Source organism: Halorubrum sp. T3, assembly GCF_000296615.1.
GTDB classification, from domain to species: Archaea; Halobacteriota; Halobacteria; order Halobacteriales; family Haloferacaceae; genus Halorubrum; species Halorubrum ruber.
In genome coordinates, this window is record NZ_JH815330.1 from 625,681 (window position 1) to 643,832 (window position 18,152).

The 18,152-nt window shown below is 68.3% G+C and carries 16 protein-coding genes and 1 tRNA gene; 9 read left to right on the top strand and 8 right to left on the bottom strand.

The annotated features are described in order from the left end of the window. The first annotated feature begins 47 nt into the window (after nucleotides 1-47). The 4 genes from hemC (at nucleotide 48) to B378_RS0112245 (ending at nucleotide 3,497) form a co-directional block, all read left to right on the top strand. A complete protein-coding gene (hemC, locus tag B378_RS0112230) occupies nucleotides 48-1,232 on the top strand; it encodes a hydroxymethylbilane synthase (RefSeq protein ID WP_017344068.1) in 1,185 nt (394 codons plus the stop codon). Continuing rightward, nucleotides 1,225-2,121, top strand: a complete 897-nt coding sequence (gene cobA / locus B378_RS0112235) for a uroporphyrinogen-III C-methyltransferase (RefSeq protein ID WP_017344069.1) — start codon at nucleotides 1,225-1,227, stop codon at nucleotides 2,119-2,121. The genes hemC and cobA overlap by 8 nt, the downstream gene beginning before the upstream one ends. Next, entirely contained in the window at nucleotides 2,118-2,879 is a 762-nt protein-coding gene (locus B378_RS0112240; protein ID WP_026046276.1) for a uroporphyrinogen-III synthase, read from the top strand. Before cobA ends, B378_RS0112240 begins: the two co-directional genes overlap by 4 nt. Before the next feature lie 216 nt (nucleotides 2,880-3,095). Next, nucleotides 3,096-3,497 carry a hypothetical protein gene (locus tag B378_RS0112245; RefSeq protein WP_017344071.1) on the top strand — a complete coding sequence of 134 codons (402 nt, stop codon included), beginning with the start codon at nucleotides 3,096-3,098 and terminating at the stop codon, nucleotides 3,495-3,497. Between the two features lie 67 nt (nucleotides 3,498-3,564). Here B378_RS0112245 and B378_RS0112250 read toward each other — a convergent pair whose 3' ends face one another. Continuing rightward, nucleotides 3,565-4,890 carry a 5'-deoxyadenosine deaminase gene (locus tag B378_RS0112250; protein WP_017344072.1) on the bottom strand — a complete coding sequence of 442 codons (1,326 nt, stop codon included), beginning with the start codon at nucleotides 4,888-4,890 and terminating at the stop codon, nucleotides 3,565-3,567. Between the two features lie 432 nt (nucleotides 4,891-5,322). Between B378_RS0112250 and B378_RS17135 the strand changes: the two genes are divergently transcribed. Further along, a complete protein-coding gene (locus tag B378_RS17135) occupies nucleotides 5,323-5,475 on the top strand; it encodes a hypothetical protein (protein ID WP_192812443.1) in 153 nt (50 codons plus the stop codon). A 23-nt stretch (nucleotides 5,476-5,498) separates the two neighbouring features. Here the strand turns inward: B378_RS17135 and B378_RS0112255 are convergent, their stop codons facing one another. Beyond that, on the bottom strand, nucleotides 5,499-5,999 hold the full coding sequence (locus B378_RS0112255) for an HPP family protein (RefSeq protein ID WP_026046277.1): 501 nt from the start codon (nucleotides 5,997-5,999) through the stop codon (nucleotides 5,499-5,501). A 114-nt stretch (nucleotides 6,000-6,113) separates the two neighbouring features. Between B378_RS0112255 and B378_RS0112260 the strand changes: the two genes are divergently transcribed. Further along, entirely contained in the window at nucleotides 6,114-6,608 is a 495-nt protein-coding gene (locus B378_RS0112260) for a metal-dependent hydrolase (protein WP_026046278.1), read from the top strand. 125 nt (nucleotides 6,609-6,733) lie between these two features. Then, nucleotides 6,734-8,374: a hypothetical protein gene (locus tag B378_RS0112265; RefSeq protein WP_017344075.1), complete on the top strand. Its 1,641-nt coding sequence runs from the start codon at nucleotides 6,734-6,736 to the stop codon at nucleotides 8,372-8,374. Nucleotides 8,375-8,629: 255 nt separating this feature from the next. Here B378_RS0112265 and B378_RS16835 read toward each other — a convergent pair whose 3' ends face one another. The 3 genes from B378_RS16835 to B378_RS16840 all read right to left on the bottom strand — a co-directional run bounded on the left by B378_RS16835 (nucleotide 8,630) and on the right by B378_RS16840 (nucleotide 9,831). Beyond that, on the bottom strand, nucleotides 8,630-9,250 hold the full coding sequence (locus B378_RS16835) for a hypothetical protein (RefSeq protein ID WP_155118216.1): 621 nt from the start codon (nucleotides 9,248-9,250) through the stop codon (nucleotides 8,630-8,632). Between the two features lie 6 nt (nucleotides 9,251-9,256). After that, nucleotides 9,257-9,475 (bottom strand): UPF0175 family protein, encoded by a 219-nt coding sequence (locus B378_RS17540; RefSeq protein WP_082224272.1) that lies wholly within the window; start codon nucleotides 9,473-9,475, stop codon nucleotides 9,257-9,259. 202 nt (nucleotides 9,476-9,677) lie between these two features. After that, nucleotides 9,678-9,831 (bottom strand) — tRNA-Met (locus B378_RS16840). 194 nt (nucleotides 9,832-10,025) lie between these two features. On the opposite strand from B378_RS16840, the gene B378_RS0112280 reads away from it, so the two are divergent. Together B378_RS0112280 and B378_RS0112285 are read left to right on the top strand one after the other, a co-directional pair. Continuing rightward, nucleotides 10,026-11,414 carry a hypothetical protein gene (locus B378_RS0112280; protein ID WP_017344077.1) on the top strand — a complete coding sequence of 463 codons (1,389 nt, stop codon included), beginning with the start codon at nucleotides 10,026-10,028 and terminating at the stop codon, nucleotides 11,412-11,414. A gap of 106 nt (nucleotides 11,415-11,520) precedes the next feature. After that, on the top strand, nucleotides 11,521-12,756 hold the full coding sequence (locus tag B378_RS0112285) for a mechanosensitive ion channel family protein (protein WP_017344078.1): 1,236 nt from the start codon (nucleotides 11,521-11,523) through the stop codon (nucleotides 12,754-12,756). Nucleotides 12,757-12,794: 38 nt separating this feature from the next. Here B378_RS0112285 and B378_RS0112290 read toward each other — a convergent pair whose 3' ends face one another. The 3 genes from B378_RS0112290 to mutS all read right to left on the bottom strand — a co-directional run bounded on the left by B378_RS0112290 (nucleotide 12,795) and on the right by mutS (nucleotide 18,143). Next, entirely contained in the window at nucleotides 12,795-13,316 is a 522-nt protein-coding gene (locus B378_RS0112290) for a hypothetical protein (protein ID WP_017344079.1), read from the bottom strand. Nucleotides 13,317-13,420: 104 nt separating this feature from the next. Then, a complete protein-coding gene (mutL, locus tag B378_RS0112295) occupies nucleotides 13,421-15,250 on the bottom strand; it encodes a DNA mismatch repair endonuclease MutL (protein WP_017344080.1) in 1,830 nt (609 codons plus the stop codon). Then, complete coding sequence (mutS, locus tag B378_RS0112300) at nucleotides 15,240-18,143, bottom strand: DNA mismatch repair protein MutS (RefSeq protein WP_017344081.1); 2,904 nt, start codon at nucleotides 18,141-18,143, stop codon at nucleotides 15,240-15,242. The genes mutL and mutS overlap by 11 nt, the downstream gene beginning before the upstream one ends. Nucleotides 18,144-18,152: the final 9 nt, after the last annotated feature.

Below are 18,152 nucleotides of genomic sequence, written 5' to 3' on the forward strand. Positions count from 1 at the left end.
GCGGCCGAACTGGTGCGCTTTTGAACGCGGGGGACCTCCGTTCGCGTATGACCGAAACGCTCAGGCTCGCGACCCGCGGGTCGGACTTAGCCCTTCGACAGGCCGAGACCGTCCGCGAGGCGCTGTCGAGCCGGCGCCGCGACGTCGAACTCCGGCAGGTGGAGACGCGCGGCGACCAGATCCCCGACGAACTGATCCACCGCCTCGGGAAGACGGGCGCGTTCGTGCGCGCCTTGGACGAGGAGGTGCTCGCCGGCGACGCCGACCTCGCGGTCCACTCGCTGAAGGACCTCCCGACCGAGGAGATGGCCGACCTCGTCGTCGCTGGCGTCCCCGAGCGCGCCCCCTCCGGCGACGTGGTCGTCCACCCCGACGGGTTCGGCATCGAGGACCTCCCGTCGGGCGCCGTCGTCGGCACCGGATCGCTCCGCCGGGGCGCGCAGATCCGCGCGGCGCGGCCGGACCTCACCGTCGAGCCGATCCGCGGCAACGTCGACACCCGGCTGGAGAAGCTGCTCGCGCCCGGCCTCCAGGCGGAACACGAGCGCCGACTGATCGCATCGGGCGAGGAGAGCGCGCTGACCGCCGAGGGCGACGGCGCGGAGGACGAGGGCGGCGAGGGCGACGAGGCCGAAACAGACAGCGACGAAATCGACGCCGACTTCGAGCGCACCGTCGAGGAGTGGTTCGACTCGCTGTCGGACCTCGAACGCGCGGCGATGGAGCGGCGGGTCGAGACCGAGTACGACGCGGTCGTCCTCGCTGAGGCGGGGCTCCGCCGCTCGAACCTCTTCCACGAGGTGGAGACGACGCGGCTCCCGCGCGAGGAGTTCGTCCCCGCGGCCGGACAGGGCGCCATCGCCGTCACCGCGAGCGACCCGGAGGTGATCGAAGCGGTCCGCGACGCGGTCGACCACTCGCGGACCCGCGTCGCGGTCACCGTCGAGCGGACGGTCCTCGGCGAGCTCAACGGGGGCTGCGTCGCGCCGATCGGCGTCTCCGCGATGGTTCAAGGCGAGCACGTCCACGTCCGCGCGCGGATCCTCTCGACCGACGGCACCGAGGAGGTGGCCGACACCCGCGACCTGCCGATCCGGTCGCACGCGACGGCCGCCGCCGAGTTCGCCGCGGACCTCGCGGAGCGTGGCGCCGACGACCTGATCGCCGAGGCGCGCGAGGCGGCGGAGACCGGGGAGGACAGTGAAGCGGAGACCGGGGAGGACGATGAGTGAGGACGCTGCCGGCACCGGCGCGGGCCCCGGATCGAACGCGGACGAGCCCCCGACGCGCGGTCGCGACGACCGAGTCGGCACCGTCTTCCTCGTCGGCTCCGGGCCGGGCGACCCGGACCTGCTCACGGTCAAGGCGAAGCGGCTGATCGAGTCGGCCGACGTGGTCCTCCACGACAAGCTCCCGGGTCCGGAGATCCTCGGCGAGATCCCCGAGGCGAAACGGGAGGACGTGGGGAAGCGCGCCGGCGGCGAGTGGACGCCGCAGGAGTACACCAACCGGCGCATGGTCGAACTGGCTCGCGAGGGGAACCGCGTCGTCCGGCTGAAGGGCGGCGACCCGTTCGTCTTCGGCCGCGGCGGCGAGGAGGCGGAACACCTCGCGGAGGAGGGAGTCCCCTTCGAGGTCGTCCCCGGCGTCACCTCGGCGATCGCCGGTCCCGCGGTCGCCGGGATCCCGGTGACCCACCGCGACCACGCCTCCTCCGTCTCGTTCGTCACGGGCCACGAGGACCCGACGAAAGAGGAGTCGGCGGTCGACTGGGATGCGCTCGCGGCGACCGGCGGAACCATCGTCGTGCTGATGGGCGTCGGGAAGCTGCCGGCGTACACCGCCGCGCTCCGCGACGCCGGCCTCGACGGGGACACGCCCGTCGCGCTCGTCGAGCGCGCCACCTGGCCCGACACCCGCGTCGCGACCGGCACGCTCGACACTATCGTCGACGCCCGCGACGAGGCGGGGATCGAACCGCCCGCGGTGACCGTGATCGGCGACGTGGCGGCGACCCGTGACCGCGTCGTGACCTTCCTCGAAAACGCCGGCTCGGCCCCCGTACAGTCGGCGAGCGAGGACCAGAGAGAAGACGGGTCGGCCGGGGGTGACGAGGCGTGAGCGGCAACGGGGGTCGAAGACCGCGCGTGGCCGTCTTCCGGCCGGACGACGAGCGGATCGAGTCGGCCGTCGACCTGCTCCGCGATCTCGGCGCCGAGCCTGTCGCCGACCCGATGCTCGAGGTCGAGCCGACGGGGGCGGTTCCGGCGGACGCGCCGCTCGTCGTCCTCACGAGCAAGACCGGCGTCGAACTGGCCGCCGAGGCGGGCTGGGAGCCGGGCGACGCCGACCTCGCCGCCATCGGTCCCGCCACCGCCGCGGCCGCCCGCGAGGCCGGCTGGACGGTCGACGTCGTCCCGGAGGAGTACACCTCCGCCGGCCTCGTGGCGGCGCTCGAACCCCGCGTCGCGGGCGAGCGCGTCGTCGTCGCGCGCTCGGACCACGGCAGCGACGTCCTCCTCGACGGCCTGCGCGAGGCCGGCGCCGACGTGACCGAGACCGTCCTGTACCGGCTCACGCGACCGACCGGCGCGGGTGACGCTGCCGAGCTGGCCGCAGCCGGCGACCTCGACGCAGCCGCGTTCACCTCCTCGCTGACCGTCGACAACTTCCTCGCGGCGGCCGCGGACCGCGGCGTCGAGGACGCGGCTCGCGCCGGACTCGCGGACGCGGTGGTCGGCGTCATCGGCCCGCCGACCGCGGAGACGGCCGCGGACCGCGGGGTCGACGTCGACGTCGTCCCCGACGAGGCGTCGTTCGAGGCGCTCGCGACCGCGGTCGTCGACGCGCTCGACGTGGAATCGCCCCGCCAGGACTGACGCGCTGGGCCGGACGAGGGCCGCGACACTTTCTGTTGCGCTCCCGCCGAATCTCTCGCGATGATAACGGACGGGCGACCGCGCCGGCGACGCCCGCACGTACTTCTCGGCGCGGATGGCGCGGAAACCGGACCGCGCTGTCGACCGGATCGGGAGAGTATCAAATTGAATATTTTGAGGGCGTAATTTATACCCTTGTACGTGATAGAGGGTGCCATGGAACCGAGCGAGCGCTGGCTGCTGCGGGTCGAGGACGATGTCCTCGTCGTCGAGTTCCCACACGGGACTGGACTGAGCCCCGCGGACGGCGAGGCGCTCCTCGATCGGTGGCGGGGCGCGACGGACCCTAACACCGTCAACGCCGTCGTGATCGTCGTGCGGACGAGCCGTCCGTGTTCGGACGCTGGCCGTCGGGCGCTCCGCGAGTCCGCGCAGATCGCGGTCGCCCGTGGCGTCGACCGCTTCGCCGTCGTCGGTCAGCGCTCGAAGCGGCGGTACCTCAAGCGGACCATCGACGTCGAGGGCGTCGACACCGAGGCGTTCAACGACGACGACGCCGCGCTGCGGTGGGCGAAGTGCCCGTCCGCGGCCGCCTCGTCGGTCGAGACCTCCTCGTAGGTTGCGGACCTCCCCGTAGGTCGCGGACCTCCCCGTTTCTCGCGGCGCGAGATCGACGGCGACGAGGCTACGGTCCGGCGAGGTCGATGCCGGCCGTCTCCACCACCCGCTCCGCGTGGCGCGTCGCGCGCTCGCGGACCGCGGCGGCGTCGATTCCGACGTGTTCGCCGTCGGCGTAGCGGACCTCGCCGTCGACCATCGTGAACGCCACGTCGTCGCCGTGGGCGGCGTACACTAAGTGCGAGAGCGGGTCGTGTATCGGGGTCGCCCGGGTCAGGTCGGTCGAGATTCCGATCACGTCGGCGCGGTACCCCTCGCGGAGCGCGCCGAGGCGGTCGAAGCCGGCGGCCCGGGCGCCGTGGGTCGTCGCCATCTCCAGCACGGTCGGGGCCGGGAGGCGGGTCGGGTCCCGGGCGTCGACCTTGCCGAGGAGGCTCGCCTGCCGCATCTCCGTAAAGGGGTCGAGGGTGTTGTTACACGGCGGGCCGTCGTTGCCGAGCGCGACCGTGACGCCGCGTTCGAGGTAGTCCTGAACCGGGGCGATCCCCGAGGCGAGCTTCATGTTCGAGGAGGGGCAGTGGGTGACGACCGTGTCGGTCTCGGCGAGCACCTCGCGCTCGCGCTCGTCGGTGTGGACGCAGTGCGCGAGCGTCACGTCCGGTCCCGTCAGCCCGACCTCGTCGAGCCAGAGGACGTTTCGCTTCCCGGTGTCGGCCTCCACCGTCTCGATCTCGTCCTCGTTCTCGCTGGCGTGGGTGTGGATCGTCACGCCGTCGTACCGGTCGGCCAGCTCGCGGCAGCCGCGCAGGCACTCCTCGGTACAGGTGACGGCGAACCGCGGCGTGACCGCGTAGCGGACGCGACCATCAGCCGCGCCGTGGTACTCGCGGATGAGGGCCTCGCTCTCCGCGAGCGCGGCGTCGGTCTCCTCCAGCAGGCTGTCGGGAGAGTCCCGGTCCATCAGCACCTTGCCGAGCCGCGCGCGGATTCCAGTCTCGATCGCGGCCTCGAACGCCTCCTCGGCGTGGTTCACGGAGAGGTGGTCGACGACGGTCGTCGTCCCCGATTCGAGACACTCCAAGTACCCTAACTCGGCGGCCGCCCGGGTCGCCTCGGCGTCCATCGCGGCCTCCATCGGCAACACGGCGCCGAACAGCCAGTCGAGGAGGGCGTCGTCGTCGGCGATCCCCCGCCCCAGCGACTGGACGGAGTGGACGTGGCCGCCGACGAGCCCGGGCGCGACGATGTCGAACTCGCGGCGCTCGTGGTCGGGGTAGCGGTCGCGGAGGGCGGCCTCGTCGCCGACCGCGGCGATCGTGTTCCCCTCGACGACGACGGCGCCGTCGGGGATGACGGTCTCGGAGTCGGCGACGACGGTTCCGGCTATCAGCATGTCCGTCCGTTCCTGACGGTCGACCGGTAAGAGGCTGTCCGTTCGCGACCCCCCAATCCCGGACGTTCGGGGCTACCGAACGAACCACCCGAGAAACGGCGGACCAGCCCGCCAGCAGCGACGCGATATTTAAATTTGGGTAAGCGGTCGTCGCAATCGTTTATAAATGACTGTGTGGTGGCGCGTGCCGGTGAGCGGCCGATAGGCCGCGAACCGCACGCGCGAGGGAGTCGGTCGCCGAGCGAAGCGACGGCGACCGACGAGGCTGGGGAGGAGTGAGGTGCGGGACGGTGCTGTGCGGGCGGGACTCAAAGGGGCAGCCGCGAGGCGGGCGCAGGTGACGTAAGCACCGCAACGAGGGAGCGAACGGAGTGAGCGACCGAGTGAGGAGCGCAGCGAGCGTGCGCCCGCCTCGCGGCTGGGGCTTTGGAGGTGTTCGCCGTCAATCGACAGTTACTCATTTATAAGCGAGCGGCTGGGGCTTTGGCGGTGTTCGCCGTCGATCGACAGTCATCCATTTATAAGCGAGCGACCGGGGATTTGGAGGTGTTCACCGCCGAGCTATGGTCGGCTATTTATAAATAGCTCTTAGAACGACTCGATCCGTCCTATTCTAGTCGGCGGTCGCGAAACGCGCGGATCACGTCCTGCCGGGCGATGATCCCAACGATCCGCCCCTCCTCGTCGACCACGGGAACACGATTAATATCCGGGTCGTCCCCGACGAGGAGGTCCAACACGTCGTCGACGTCGCTGTCGGGCGTCACCGTCGCCACGTCGGCGCTCATCACCTCGGAGATGGGCCGGTCCGCGTTGCGGAGCATGTCGACGCCGAGGTCGAGGTCGGCCCACGGGCGCTTCACCTGATAGGAGAGCGTGTCGACGAACGGGGGGAGGCCGATCGGGATCCACAGTGTCTCGTCCTCGGGCTCGAACAGGTCGACGAGGTCGGACTCGGTGATCACGCCGACCACCCGCTCGTCGTCGTCGACGACCGGGAAGCCGCTGAACTCGTAGCGGGCGAATCGCTTGAACACGTCGGCGACGTCGTCGTCGGGCGAGACCGTCTTCACGTCCGGTTCCATCAGGTCGCGGGCGGTCAGTGTCATACCGAAGCGTCACGGCGGGAGGCCGTAGGCGTTTCGCCCCGGCGGCGCGGCGGGACGCACGACGTGCTGCTCGCCGACGCAACGGACTTAGGGACCGGGAACGCAGTCGCTCACATGTACCGGAAGGGTCACGTCGGGGCGTCGCTCGTCGTCTACGCCCCGCTCGGGTTCCTCGTCACGGCCCTCGCCTCGATAGAGGTCGGGCTCGTCGGCGCGGCCGGCGTCGCCTCGCTGGCGATGGTCCCCGACCTTGACATGCGCGTCCCCCTCGTCAAACACCGGGGGATCACCCACACCGTCTGGTTCGCGCTGCTCGTCGGCGTCACCTTCGGGGTCGTCGGGCTGGCGGCCGGCCTCCAAGGCGGCGGCGTCGAGGCGCTGCTGTTCGGCGGCGCCGGGTTCCTGTTCGGCGTCGTGACGATCGTCTCGCACCTCCTCGCCGACGCGCTGACGCCAATGGGGATCCGGCCGTTCGCGCCCGTGCGAGACACCGAGTACACGCTCGACCTGTTCACGGCGGCGAACCCGCTCGCGAACTACGCGCTGTTGGGGATGGGCGGCGTCGTCGCCGCGGTCGCGCTGGTCACGGGCGACGCAGTGCCGGTGTAGAAAACCTACATCCACCTGCCGTCGCGGAGTGAAATCAGCCACGAGACGAGTTGTTAGGCTGGTATTCATACATGAGACATTGTCACACAGATTCAAGTAGAGTGACAATAATCGTGATTTAACCAATGCGATTGCGGGACCTCGCGGACAAAGACTGGAACAGTTACGAGCAAAAACGGTTCATCAGGGATGACACGAAAGCAAAAACGGACGATTTTGATCCGGAGTCGTTCAAACACGATGGGTTCGATGACCGGGAAAAGTATCTAGAGACGTACGTCCCTGCGTTGGCGGATCCGGACCGCATCCGAACTGAGTTGAACGATTTTACCCCACCTCGACTCACGGCGATCAACGACTCACCGTACCAATCCCTCGTCATTAGGTACGGAATTCTCCGTCAACTCATTCAACAACCGGACTACAGTATGGCGAAAGGCGATCTGCTGGATGCGGTTCAAAACTGGCAGCGCTCGTTTATCGAGGCGTACGACGAAGACTCGTTCGAAGAGACGGACGATCTCCTCCATCTCGCGCAGGCTGCTGTCGACTACCAAAACCAGATCGATGACTCGGAGTTACACATGGTGTACAGCTACTTCGAGCTCCACAATCGGGCACAGGATAGTAAACACGAGTACTACACGTGGCTGGACTTCTTCAAACGTCTCTCGTCGTTCGGACGCTTCCCGAAGGTCTCTCGATCGGACAGCCCCGAGCACGCCCTCGACACGATTGAAAAAGGACTCTGGTCGCTTCAGGAGCAAGCCCTCGTGTATGAGGTAAACGACGAGTCGACAAAGGAACTCGTCGGAATCCCGGAGGACTATATCGAGGTTGTTCGAGACTGGCTGTACTACGAGATGTCGGAGGAGAACCTGCTAGCGATGCTCGAAACGCTCGATGTATTCGACCGACAATCAGTCTTGATCGATGCTCGCGAGCGCTTCGGGGTAGAAGGGAAGAACTACGGCCGGAACGAAAACCGCCGCGAGAATATCGCTAAGGCAGGAATATTCCCGAGCGAACTTCTGAGAGAAGTCGTCGATAAAGACGAATTAAAAAAGATCGTCGACCGCTACGGGCTCGACGCCCACAAGCGGAAGACGGACGATATGGTCTCTGCGATTATCGAGTACTTCGAGCAGTCACAGAAGTCGGTCGAGCAAGGAGAGCCGGCAGTCGATCTCTACCTCGATGCGTACGAGGATATCGCCGACGGGGCTGTTAATCAGGTCCCTCCTCAACTCCAAGATCTAATTGATGCTGATAACGCCGAAGAGAAGCTCGATATCCTCTTCGAGGAGGCCACGGGAGAGATCTTCCGCGAGGCGTTCAACCTAGAGGGAGTGAACCAACTCGGTCAGAAGGCGACCGGGATGGTCGCTGACGGCGAGATTGAGCAGGACGGGAATTGGCTTCTGTGGGACAACAAGCGCCGTCGAGAGAAGTTCAAACTGGGAAGCGACACCCGGAGTAAAATCAAGAACTACATCGACACAAAAGACAAACAGCACGATGTCGAGTGGTTCCTGATCATCGCACCGGACTTCACAGAGCAGGCGGCGATGAACGCCGAGCAACTCGAAATGCAAGTCGGGAAGGACATCCGACTGGTTCGCGCAGCGGATCTGAAGGAGCTCGCGCAACTCTGGAAAGAGGAGTACGCGGATACCAACCGAGAGTTACCGTTGTCCGTCTTCTTCGGCTCGGAGTTCTTCGACGTTGATAGAGCCGCTAGGTTGCTCGAACTGGAGTTCTCATAGTCTAGTTGATGACTGTACTGTATATGTTAAGTAACAGATATACGGTGAAATAAAAAGTCCGATCTGACGCAGCATCGCCGACATTTACTGCTCATGCAGCGTACTGTGAGAGTCAACGCCGAGCGCACGATATTGGCGGTTGGTGAGAACGGTAGCAGCGCTTGACAACACCCACCTGATCAAATAAAGTAGGTGGAGAACGTTATCGAAACACACGTGTGCTTTGTATTAATGTGTGAAAATATTCTCAATTCATCATAGAATTTCAGTTATGTCAGACACAGGTGAGTAATATCCATTTTCGCTAATCCAAGCGGATAACCAGTCATTTGCAGTTTCTATTTCAACAATATCCTTTGAGACGCATCTGGCTAGTAATCCAAGGGATCCAGTGTATTCAATATCATACTTGTCTGCAAAATCGCGAGCATCGCCGTCATCAGTGGCAACTGGAACCCCGTGAGCAAAAGAGGCATGTACAGCTGTAGCTTCTCCCCAGTCCAAGCGAGACATACACTCGGTGACAAAATCAACACCGGTTTCTGTATCTATATCAACTTGATTCATTTCAGCAGAGAGTAATAAATGATTGATTCCTTTGTCGATATTGTTATTATTGTGTGCCATCTCAGAAAAGGAGGAACATTTTATTAAATAACTTGTATTTTCAGTGTTTGAACGCCTTGGCGATGGCATTAGGTCAATTGCGTCATCTAAAAACTCGTATCCTTCCCGTTCTCCCCTCTCAGTCTCAATTATTACTGCTTTTGTGACTGCTGGTGGCTCATCAAAACTTTCGCAAAGCTCTGACATCGATTCAGTTTTTGAAAAATTAGAAATAACGGTTGTATCCAATATAATCTCAAAATCTGACATTCAGAATTAGATATCTAAGGCAGTCTGAACTTCATACTCAGCATCCTCAAGATTACTAGGACCCAGTCGGCAGTTCACAGCACTCTCAGATAGTACATCTCTAAATCGCTGGCGAGAGATCTCTGCGAATTCTGCTGCCTCACCCAGAGTCATTTCGCCGAGGACATACAGTCCTACAGCTAGCGCGAGATCAGAATCCCCTTCTGCCATCTCTGGATGGCTCATCTTGTTATCGTGATATTACTTGTGCCACTATTTTACTCTACCGGAGGTTCCGTTATCTGACGTATATTTTATCCGATGTGAATTACGATTACTGGATCGACCCGACCGCTTCGTGTACATTCTTGACAGAACGTGAACCTTGTTAAGACTGTCCAGCCCCTCTACGGAGGGTTATCACTCAACATGTGAATATTATGTTAGATGGCCGGGGTGGGCTCCGAACCCACGATCTCCGCATGTCCCAGGTCCGAGGCTCGGCGGAGCCACGGGAAGGACGCGGACGCTTCCAAGGCGTCACCGCACCGAATCTCCGAACCCTATGAGTGCGGCGCTATGTCCAGCTAAGCCACCCGGCCTCACCTTTTCGTACCGCGATGAGACCCTTTAACCTTCCCATCCGTCGGGAGGTTGTGAACCGATCGCAGATCGCCGCGGGCGGCCGCTTCCGAAGCGGTTCCGTGTCGCGGAAGCCGCAGCGTCGCGACCGGTTTCGCCGCGCGCTCGCGGCCGACCCAGCGGATTTATGCCGGGCGCGGCGTATCCCGGGCGTATGAGCCTCCCCGAACTGCTCGCGGCGACCGTCGGCGACGAGGACGTCGTCGCCGAGGTGCCGCTGGGCGGCGACGATCGACTCGCGGTCACGCCCACCCGGACCCTCGTCTTCCGCGGCGACGGCCTCCTCTCCGACGAGTCCGTCGACGAGTACGGCCACGACGTCGAGCGGATCGAGGTCTCAACGGGCCGCCGCAAGGCGAAGATCACCCTCGGGTACGGCCTCGACGGCGACGAGACGCTCTCGGTCCCCTCGAAGCGCGTCGACGACGTCCTCCACCCGATTCTCGCGGGCGTCCTCTCGGCGAGCGGCGTCACCGGCCCCGGTGAGACGGTCGTGCGCACCTTCCGCTTCTCGGAGCTCACCCTCATCGTCACCAGCGAGCGGCTGGTCAAACACGTCGGCTCTGCCGTCTGGGACGCCGAGTTCGAGGAGTTCCACTACGAGGACCTCACCGGCCTCGACTTCGAGGAGGGGACCGTCGCCACCGCGGTCGTCCTCGTCCACGACGGCCGCTCGGAGCGGTTCAAGGCCCCGAACGAGTCCGCCCGCGCGGTCCGGGAGACGCTCGCCGACGCGGTGTGTTCGTTCCACGGCGTCGACAGCTTAGAGGAGTTCCGCGTCGCCGCCGCGGAGACCGAGGAGTCGGCGCCGGACGCGGAGGCAAGCGGAACGACCGACTTCGGGGAGGGGCCTGATCCCCTCTCGGCGTCCCCCGCCGCCGACGCGGAGGCCGACGCCGACGGGCCCGAAACGGAACTGGACGGCGCGACCGGCGCCGCCGATCCGACCGCCGAGTCCGCTCCCAGCTCCGCGACCGACGACGCCGCCGACCCGGGCGCCGCGGCGTCGCAGTCGGCCGAGTCGGCTGTCGAGTCGGTTTCCGAGTCGTCGGAAGCCAACGACGACGATCCGCTGGGCGCGGACCCCCTCGCAACGGACGCGAGCGTCGACGACGCGACGGCGGACCCCCTCGACGACCCGACCGCGACGGAGTCTCCGGACGCGGACGCGACGGACCCGCTCGACGCGGACGCGACCGAGCCCGCGTCGGCCGCCGAGGGGATCGAACAGGAGGCCGGAGACGAGTCCGCGTCCGCGGTCAACGCTGAGGCGCTCTCGACGGACGCCGCCGGCGCCGAGTCGGCGACCGGAGACCCAGTCACCGACTCCGAGGTCGTCGCGCCCGACGCCGACGCCGACGGTCCCGTTCCCGGGGACGACGCGTTCGACGGGTCGCCGTTCGAGAGCGCCGGCGTCGAGGACGCTGACCTCGCGAGCGAGGTCGCCGCGCTGCGGCGCACCGTCGAGGCGCAGTCCGAGCGGCTCGACCGGCAGTCGGCGCTCATCGAACAGCTGATCGAGGAGCTTCGCCGGGGTCGGTGACGGACCGCTTTACCTCCGCGGCCCGATCCCCGGGAGCGGCCGCCCCGATTCTCTCGGCTGAGACTCGCGTCGGATCCGTTATCCGGCCGGCGGCGAACCCTCGACCGTGATCAGCGGACTGGGCGCCCGGGTCGGCGCGGTGTTGAGCGACGTCTCGAGCACGGAGGGGCGACTGGCGGTCACCGCCGCCATCGCCCTCGGGACGCTCGCGGTCGGGTGGCTACTGTTACCGAAGGCTGTCCGCGCCGGCGAGCGGACGGCCTCGGGCTGGGTCGAGCGGCTCGTCGACGATCGCCTGGCGGAGTCGACCGAGGGCGCCATCGAGACGTTCCGCGACGGCGTCCCGTCGTCGTTCCTCCTGCGGCTCGCGGTCGGAATCCTACAGATCGCGCTGTTCGCGCTCGCGGGCGTCGCAGTACTGACGCTGTGGGGACAGTTCGGACTCGTGATCGCGGTGTTACCCGTCGCCGAGGACGCCCTCACGGTCGGCGCGCAGGTCGTCGTCTCGGCGGTGTTGCTCGGCGGCGCCTACGTCGTCAGCGACGTGATCGAGGCGTACGTCGCCGACCTGTCGGCCGACAGCGACCGGATCACCGCCCACCAGGAACAGCTCCTCACCCGGCTCGCGCAGGTCGGCCTGCTCGTACTTGCCGGCATCACCGTCCTCGGGGTCTGGGGCGTGAACCTCGGCGGCCTCCTCGTCGGCGCCGGCTTCCTCGGGATCGTCCTCGGGATGGCGGCCCGGCAGACGCTGGGCTCGATGCTCGCCGGCTTCGTGTTGATGTTCTCGCGGCCGTTCGAGATCGGCGACTGGGTGGAGATCGGCGACGAGGAGGGGTTCGTCACCGACATCACGATCATGAACACCCACATGCGGAACTTCGACGGGGAGTACGTCGTGGTGCCCAACGACATCGTCGGCAACCAGGCGATCACGAACCGGAGCCGCGAGGGGCGCCTCCGGATCCATATGGAGGTGGGGATCGGGTACGACGACGACCCCGACGAGGCGGCCGGGATCGCGGAGGACGTCCTCTCCGGGATCGACACGATCGCGAACAACCCCGAGCCGTACGCGATCCCGTCCGGGTTCGGTGACTCCGCGATCCTCCTCGACCTCCGGTTCTGGATCGATCCCCCGACCCCGCAGGCGCGGTGGCGCTCGAAGGCGACCGCGGTCGAGGAGATACAGGACCGCTTCGCCGACGCCGGCATCTCGATCCCCTACCCGCAGCGGACCGTCACGTACCCGCCCGAGACGGCGGAAGCGGACGAGACCGTCGAGCGCGTCGAACGGGCCGACGAGCCGGTCGACGGCCGCCCGAGCGACGGCTCGGTCTGAAACTCTCCGGCGTTCCTCGGACCGCGATCCGGACGCGCTTATAGACCCTCGGACGGTCCCGTGTACCCGCTCGGGAGCTCCGAGCCGCGGCCGGTGAACAGCCGCTCGAATCGCTCGATTCGTTCTAACACGTAGCTCAGCGCCGCCGTGAGCGAGTCTGCGCCGATGGACAGCAGGTGGCGCGCGCCCTTCGTGCGGTCGGCGTGATAGAAGCTGATCTCGCCTTCCGGCTCCGTGTTCCGCTCCGGCATCACCACGAGGTCCTGTCTGCTGGGGTCGTGCCGGAAGACGAGGACGTCGGTGAGCGAGTCCGCGCCGTAGGTGACCACGTCGTGGAGGACGCTCCACTTCTCCGGCGTCTCCTCGGCGAGCGCGTCCGTGTCGACGACGTTCCGCATGGTCGTCGCCGTCGAGACGCCCTTCAGGCCGGACCCGCGCCGCTCCCGAAGCCACGCGAGGATCCGCTCGACAACGTCGCGGAGGCCATCGGGGCCGGAGAACCGGCCGGCCGACCGCTCCGCCGGCAGCGACCCCCGCGTCACTTCGGTCCGCTCTCCCATGCGAGAACCCCCGTCCTCATCGTGTTAATAGATACCGGTCGGGGTCCTCACCCGTTTCGCCGCCAAGCCCCCGATTCCCGGACAGAGGGCCGCCGACCCGCGACTCACCGGTCTCGGCCGAACCCCGCCGCGAACGTCGCCTCGTCGACGGCGAGGACGGTCGGGCGTCCGTGCGGGCAGGCGTACGGGCGGTCGCACTCCCCGAGGCGGTCGAGCAGGTCTCGGAGGTCCTCGTCCCCGAGTTCTGAGAAGTCGCCGCGCTTCAGCGACGGGTGACACGCGAGGTCCGCGAGCAGGTCCTCGCGCGCGTCCCGCGAGGCGCCGCGACCCCTTTCCGCGCCCGAGAGCGCCGCAAGCGCGTCGCGGAACGCGTTCGCGTCCGCCGTCCGGCCGAACGGCGCGGGGACGGTCCGCAGGCGGCGCGTGCCGCCGCCGAACGCCTCGGTCTCGAAGCCGAGCGCGGCGAGGTCGTCCGCGTGCGCCCGAGCGGCCGCGGCCTCGTCGGTCGACAGCGAGAGCGTCGCCGGCGGGTCGAGCGTCGCGGTCGACACCGGGTCGCCGTCGAACGCCCGCGCCAGCCGCTCGTAGTTCACCCGCTCGTGAGCGGCGTGGCCGTCGATCACGAGCAGTTCGTTATCGGCCTCGACAAGAACGTAGAGGTCGCGGAAAACGCCGATCGGCTCGGTGTCCGCGAACGCCCCTGCCCGCGAGCCGTCGCCCTCGCCCACCGGTTCGAGCGCGCTTTCGAGGTCGGTGTCGACGTCCGCGGCGCGCCGGAGGTCGGCGCCCGTGAGCGCGTCCTCGACGACCGACGAGACCGCGTCCGCGACCGCGTCGGCGTCGCGGAGCCCCACCTCCCGCTTCGCCGGGTGGACGTTCGGGTCGACGCGGGCGGGCGGGAGAGAGACGTCGACCGCGGCGACCGGCTCGCGGCCGTCGGGGAGGAGGCGACCGTAGCCGTCGCGGACCGCGGCCGCGAGCCGGTCGTTCCGGACCGGACGCCCGTTCACGGAGACGCGGACGTGGTCGCGGGTGGAGCGGGTGACAGAGGGGTACGCCAGCGCGCCGGCGACATCGACGGAGACTGGGTCCGCGTCGCGCGCGCCCGCCGCGTCCCCGCCGTCGACTCCGAGGTCGACGCTCGCGTCGACGGTCGTCGACCGGCTCGCCGTGTCGCGGTCGTACACGCCGAGGAGGGCGTCCGTGCGGTCGGTCCCGGGCGTCGACAGCGTCGCCGACCCGTCGTGGTCGAGCGAGAACGCGACGGACGGGTTCGCCAGCGCGTAGTCGGCGACGAGCGCGGAGATCCGCGCGAACTCGGCGGCCGCGCCGGCGAGCGACTCCCGGCGTGCCGGCCGGGTCGCGAACAGGTCCTCGACGACGACCGTCGTTCCCCGGGCGCGGCCCGCGGGCTCGACTGTGACGTCCTGCCCCCCGCCGGACTGCTCCGCGCGCTCTGTGTCTCCCGCGGTCCCATCGACGACGACCCGGGTGCCGACTCCGTCGCCGGGACTCGTCACGAGTTCGAGGCGGGCGGCCTCCGCGATCGCCGCGAGCGCCTCGCCGCGGAAGCCGAGCGAGTCGACCCCGACCGGGTCGCCGTCGGGCGCCAACTTGCTCGTCGCGTGCCGCTCGACGGCGCGGGCCGCGTCCGCGCGAGCCATCCCTCGGCCGTCGTCCGCGACCCGGATCCAGTCGGTGCCGTCGCCGTCGACGGCGACCTCGACCCGGGAGGCGCCCGCGTCGAGCGCGTTGTCGACGAGCTCGCCGACGACCCGCGCCGGCCGCGTGACGACTTCGCCGGCCGCGATGCGGTCGACGGTCTCCCGGTCGAGCCGGCGGACGCGACCCTCGTCGTCGGCCGAATCATCCCGGGATTCGGCGGCGTCTCCGGAGCCGGACGCGCCGCGACCGCTCTCTCGCTCACCCGTCATCGTCGACTCGGGATTGGAGGTCGTGGAGGGCGTTCAGCGCCTCGATCGGCGTCATCCGGGCGAGGTCGAGGTCGCGGAGTTCCGCGGCGAGATCGGGGGGCGCGCCGGCGGCTTCCCTTTCGGCGTCGCTCGTCGGCGGATCCGTCTCGGTCGAGCCGTCGCCCGTCCCCGGTCCGGCCCGGTCCTGCTCGTCCGACGCCTCCTCCGCGAGGAACTCCTCCAAGGACGCGTCGCCGTCGCGGTCCGCGTCGTCCTCCGGATCTCCCTTATCCGTCGTTCCCTCCGCACCGGTCTCGGTCCGGTCCGCCTTCCGGTCCCTGTCCGCCTCCTCCGCGGCGACGAGGTCGCGAGCGCGGTCGACCACCGGGGCGGGGACCCCCGCGAGCTCCGCGACCTCGACGCCGTACGACGACGAGGAGGCGCCGGGGACGACCCGGTGGAGGAACGTCACGTCGCCGTCCTCGCGGGTGGCGGTGAAATGGAGGTTGAAGACGCGCTCGCGCTCGTCGGCGAGGTCCGTGAGCCCGTGGTAGTGGGTCGCGAAGAGGGCCGTCGCGCCGAGCTCGTCGTGGAGGAACTCGGCGGCCGCGCGGGCGATGGCACGGCCGTCGGTCGTCGCGGTCCCTCGGCCGACCTCGTCGAGCAGGACGAGCGAGTCGGCGCCCGCGTCGTGGAGGATCTCCGTCAGCTCGCTCATCTCGCGCATGAACGTCGACTGCCCGCCCGCGATGTCGTCGGAGGCGCCGACCCGGGTGAACAGCCGGTCGAAGACGGGGACCGTGGCGGCCTGCGCGGGGACGAACGAGCCGGTCTGTGCGAGCACGACGGCGAGCGCGACCGACCGCATGTACGTCGACTTCCCGCTCATGTTCGGCCCCGTGATCACGGCAACCGAGCCGCGCGGGAGGTCCGCGTCGTTCGGGACGAACGACTCCTCGGCCCGCTCGACGACCGGGTGTCTGCCGCCCTCGATCTCGATGCCGGCGGCGGGGTCCCCGGCGGTGGCGGATTCGCCGTCGCCCGCGTGCGCGGCGTCCTCGCGCAGCTCCGGCCGGACGTAGTCGCGTTCGACCGCGACCGCGGCGAGCGACGCGAGCGCGTCGAGCTCGGCGAGCGCGTCGGCGAGGTCCTGGATTCTCTCGGTCTCGGCCGCGACGCGCTCGCGGACGTCGACGAACAGCTCGTACTCCATGGCGTCCGCGCGCTCGGCGGCGCCGACGATCTCCTCCTCGCGCTCCTTCAGCTCCGGGGTGACGTAGCGCTCGCTGTTCTTCAGCGTCTGTCGGCGCCGGTAGTCGTCGGGGACTCGGTCGAGGTTCGCGTCGGTCACCTCGATGTAGTAGCCGTGGACCTGGTTGTGACCGACCGACAGCGAGTCGATCCCTGTTCGCTCGCGCTCGCTCGCCTCCAACTCCGCGACCCACTCGCGACCCTCGCGCTCGGTGGTGCGCAGGTCGTCGAGGTCGTCGTCGAACCCCTCGCAGATCACCCCGCCCTCGGTGATCTCCTGCGGCGGGTCGGTCGCGATCGCGCCGTCGATCAGCTCGCGGACCGCGGTCAGCTCGTCGAGCCGGTCGCGGAGGTCGCGGAGGTGATCGGTCCGGGGGAGCGCGGGGCCGCCCTCGTCGGCGGCGTCCGTCGCATCGGTGCGGTCGCCGCCCGCCCCGCCCGCCCCGTCCGCCCCCGCCAGCGTCGCCTTCAGCTCGGGGACGACCGCGAGCGTCTGATGGAGCGAGCGCAGGTCGCGGGCGTCGGCGCGCCCCCGCGAGACGCGGCTCACCAGGCGTTCGAGGTCGTAGGCGGTCGCGAGCGCGTCGGCGACCGCCTCCCGGGCGAGGCTCCGGTCCGCGAGCTCGCCGACCGCGTCGTGGCGGCTCCGGATCGCGTCCGCGTCGACGAGCGGGCGCCGGAGCCAGCGCTCCAGGCATCGCCGGCCGAGCGCACAGCTCGTCTCGTCGAGGACGTCGAACAGCGTGTCGCTCGCGCCCAACCCGCGGTTCTCGAACAGCTCCAGGCTCCGCTGGGCGGCCGCGTCGAGCCGGAGCCGGTCGCGGGGGTCGTACCGCCGAATTCTGGTGACGTACGACAGCGGGCCGTCGTCGCCCTGCGTGTACTCGGCGTACGCCAGCACCGCGCCGGCCGCACGCAGCTCCGCGTCGGAATCGAACCGCCGGTCGGGCGCCGGGAGGTACGGCTCCAGCCGCTCGGTTGCGGTCCGCCGGTCGAAGGCGCCCGCGTCGTAGTCGTGGGTCGTCCAGCCCCGCTCCGCGTCCGGCGGGTCGAACTCGGGCGCGTCGGGGCCGGAGATGAGTTCCGCCGGGGCGATCCGGTCCAGTTCGCCCGCGACCGCGTCCCGGTCGCCGGACGTGACGAGGCACTCGCCGGTGGAGACGTCGACGGCGGCGAGGCCGACGGTCGCCTGCGGGGAGTCGCCGTCGCCCTCGGCCGCGACCGCCGCCACGTAGTTCGTCGTCCCGGCTTCGAGGAGGTCGTCCTCGACGACGGTGCCGGGCGTGATAACCTCGGTGACGGCGCGGTCGACGAGGCCGGACGCCTGCTCGGCGTCCTCGACCTGGTCGCCGAGCGCGACGCGGTAGCCCGCGTCGAGCAGCGATTCGAGGTACGGCGCGGCGTTGTCGATCGGGATGCCCGCCATCGGGTAGTCGCCGGTCGAGTCGGAGCGCTCCGTCAGCGTCACCTCGCAGATGCGGGCGACGGTCTCGGCCGCCTCGCAGAACGCCTCGTAGAAGTCGCCGACCTGGAACAGCACCAAGGCGTCCTCGTGGGCGGCACAGAGGTCGGCGTACTGCGAGAGCATCGGCGTGAGCTCCTCGCGGGCGGCCGCGATCCCGGGCGGCAGTCCGGTCGCCGTCTCTCGGTCCGCCGGTTCCATACCCCGTAC

Excerpts from the sequence above, each read along its gene's own strand:
- hemC (WP_017344068.1), top strand. The coding sequence starts at position 48 with ATGACCGAAACGCTCAGGCTCGCGACCCGCGGGTCGGACTTAGCCCTT.
- cobA (WP_017344069.1), top strand. The coding sequence starts at position 1,225 with ATGAGTGAGGACGCTGCCGGCACCGGCGCGGGCCCCGGATCGAACGCG.
- B378_RS0112245 (WP_017344071.1), top strand. The coding sequence starts at position 3,096 with ATGGAACCGAGCGAGCGCTGGCTGCTGCGGGTCGAGGACGATGTCCTC.
- B378_RS0112250 (WP_017344072.1), bottom strand. The coding sequence starts at position 4,890 with ATGCTGATAGCCGGAACCGTCGTCGCCGACTCCGAGACCGTCATCCCC.
- B378_RS0112255 (WP_026046277.1), bottom strand. The coding sequence starts at position 5,999 with ATGACACTGACCGCCCGCGACCTGATGGAACCGGACGTGAAGACGGTC.
- B378_RS0112260 (WP_026046278.1), top strand. The coding sequence starts at position 6,114 with ATGTACCGGAAGGGTCACGTCGGGGCGTCGCTCGTCGTCTACGCCCCG.
- B378_RS0112265 (WP_017344075.1), top strand. The coding sequence starts at position 6,734 with ATGCGATTGCGGGACCTCGCGGACAAAGACTGGAACAGTTACGAGCAA.
- B378_RS16835 (WP_155118216.1), bottom strand. The coding sequence starts at position 9,250 with ATGTCAGATTTTGAGATTATATTGGATACAACCGTTATTTCTAATTTT.
- B378_RS17540 (WP_082224272.1), bottom strand. The coding sequence starts at position 9,475 with ATGAGCCATCCAGAGATGGCAGAAGGGGATTCTGATCTCGCGCTAGCT.
- B378_RS0112280 (WP_017344077.1), top strand. The coding sequence starts at position 10,026 with ATGAGCCTCCCCGAACTGCTCGCGGCGACCGTCGGCGACGAGGACGTC.
- B378_RS0112290 (WP_017344079.1), bottom strand. The coding sequence starts at position 13,316 with ATGGGAGAGCGGACCGAAGTGACGCGGGGGTCGCTGCCGGCGGAGCGG.
- mutL (WP_017344080.1), bottom strand. The coding sequence starts at position 15,250 with ATGACGGGTGAGCGAGAGAGCGGTCGCGGCGCGTCCGGCTCCGGAGAC.
- mutS (WP_017344081.1), bottom strand. The coding sequence starts at position 18,143 with ATGGAACCGGCGGACCGAGAGACGGCGACCGGACTGCCGCCCGGGATC.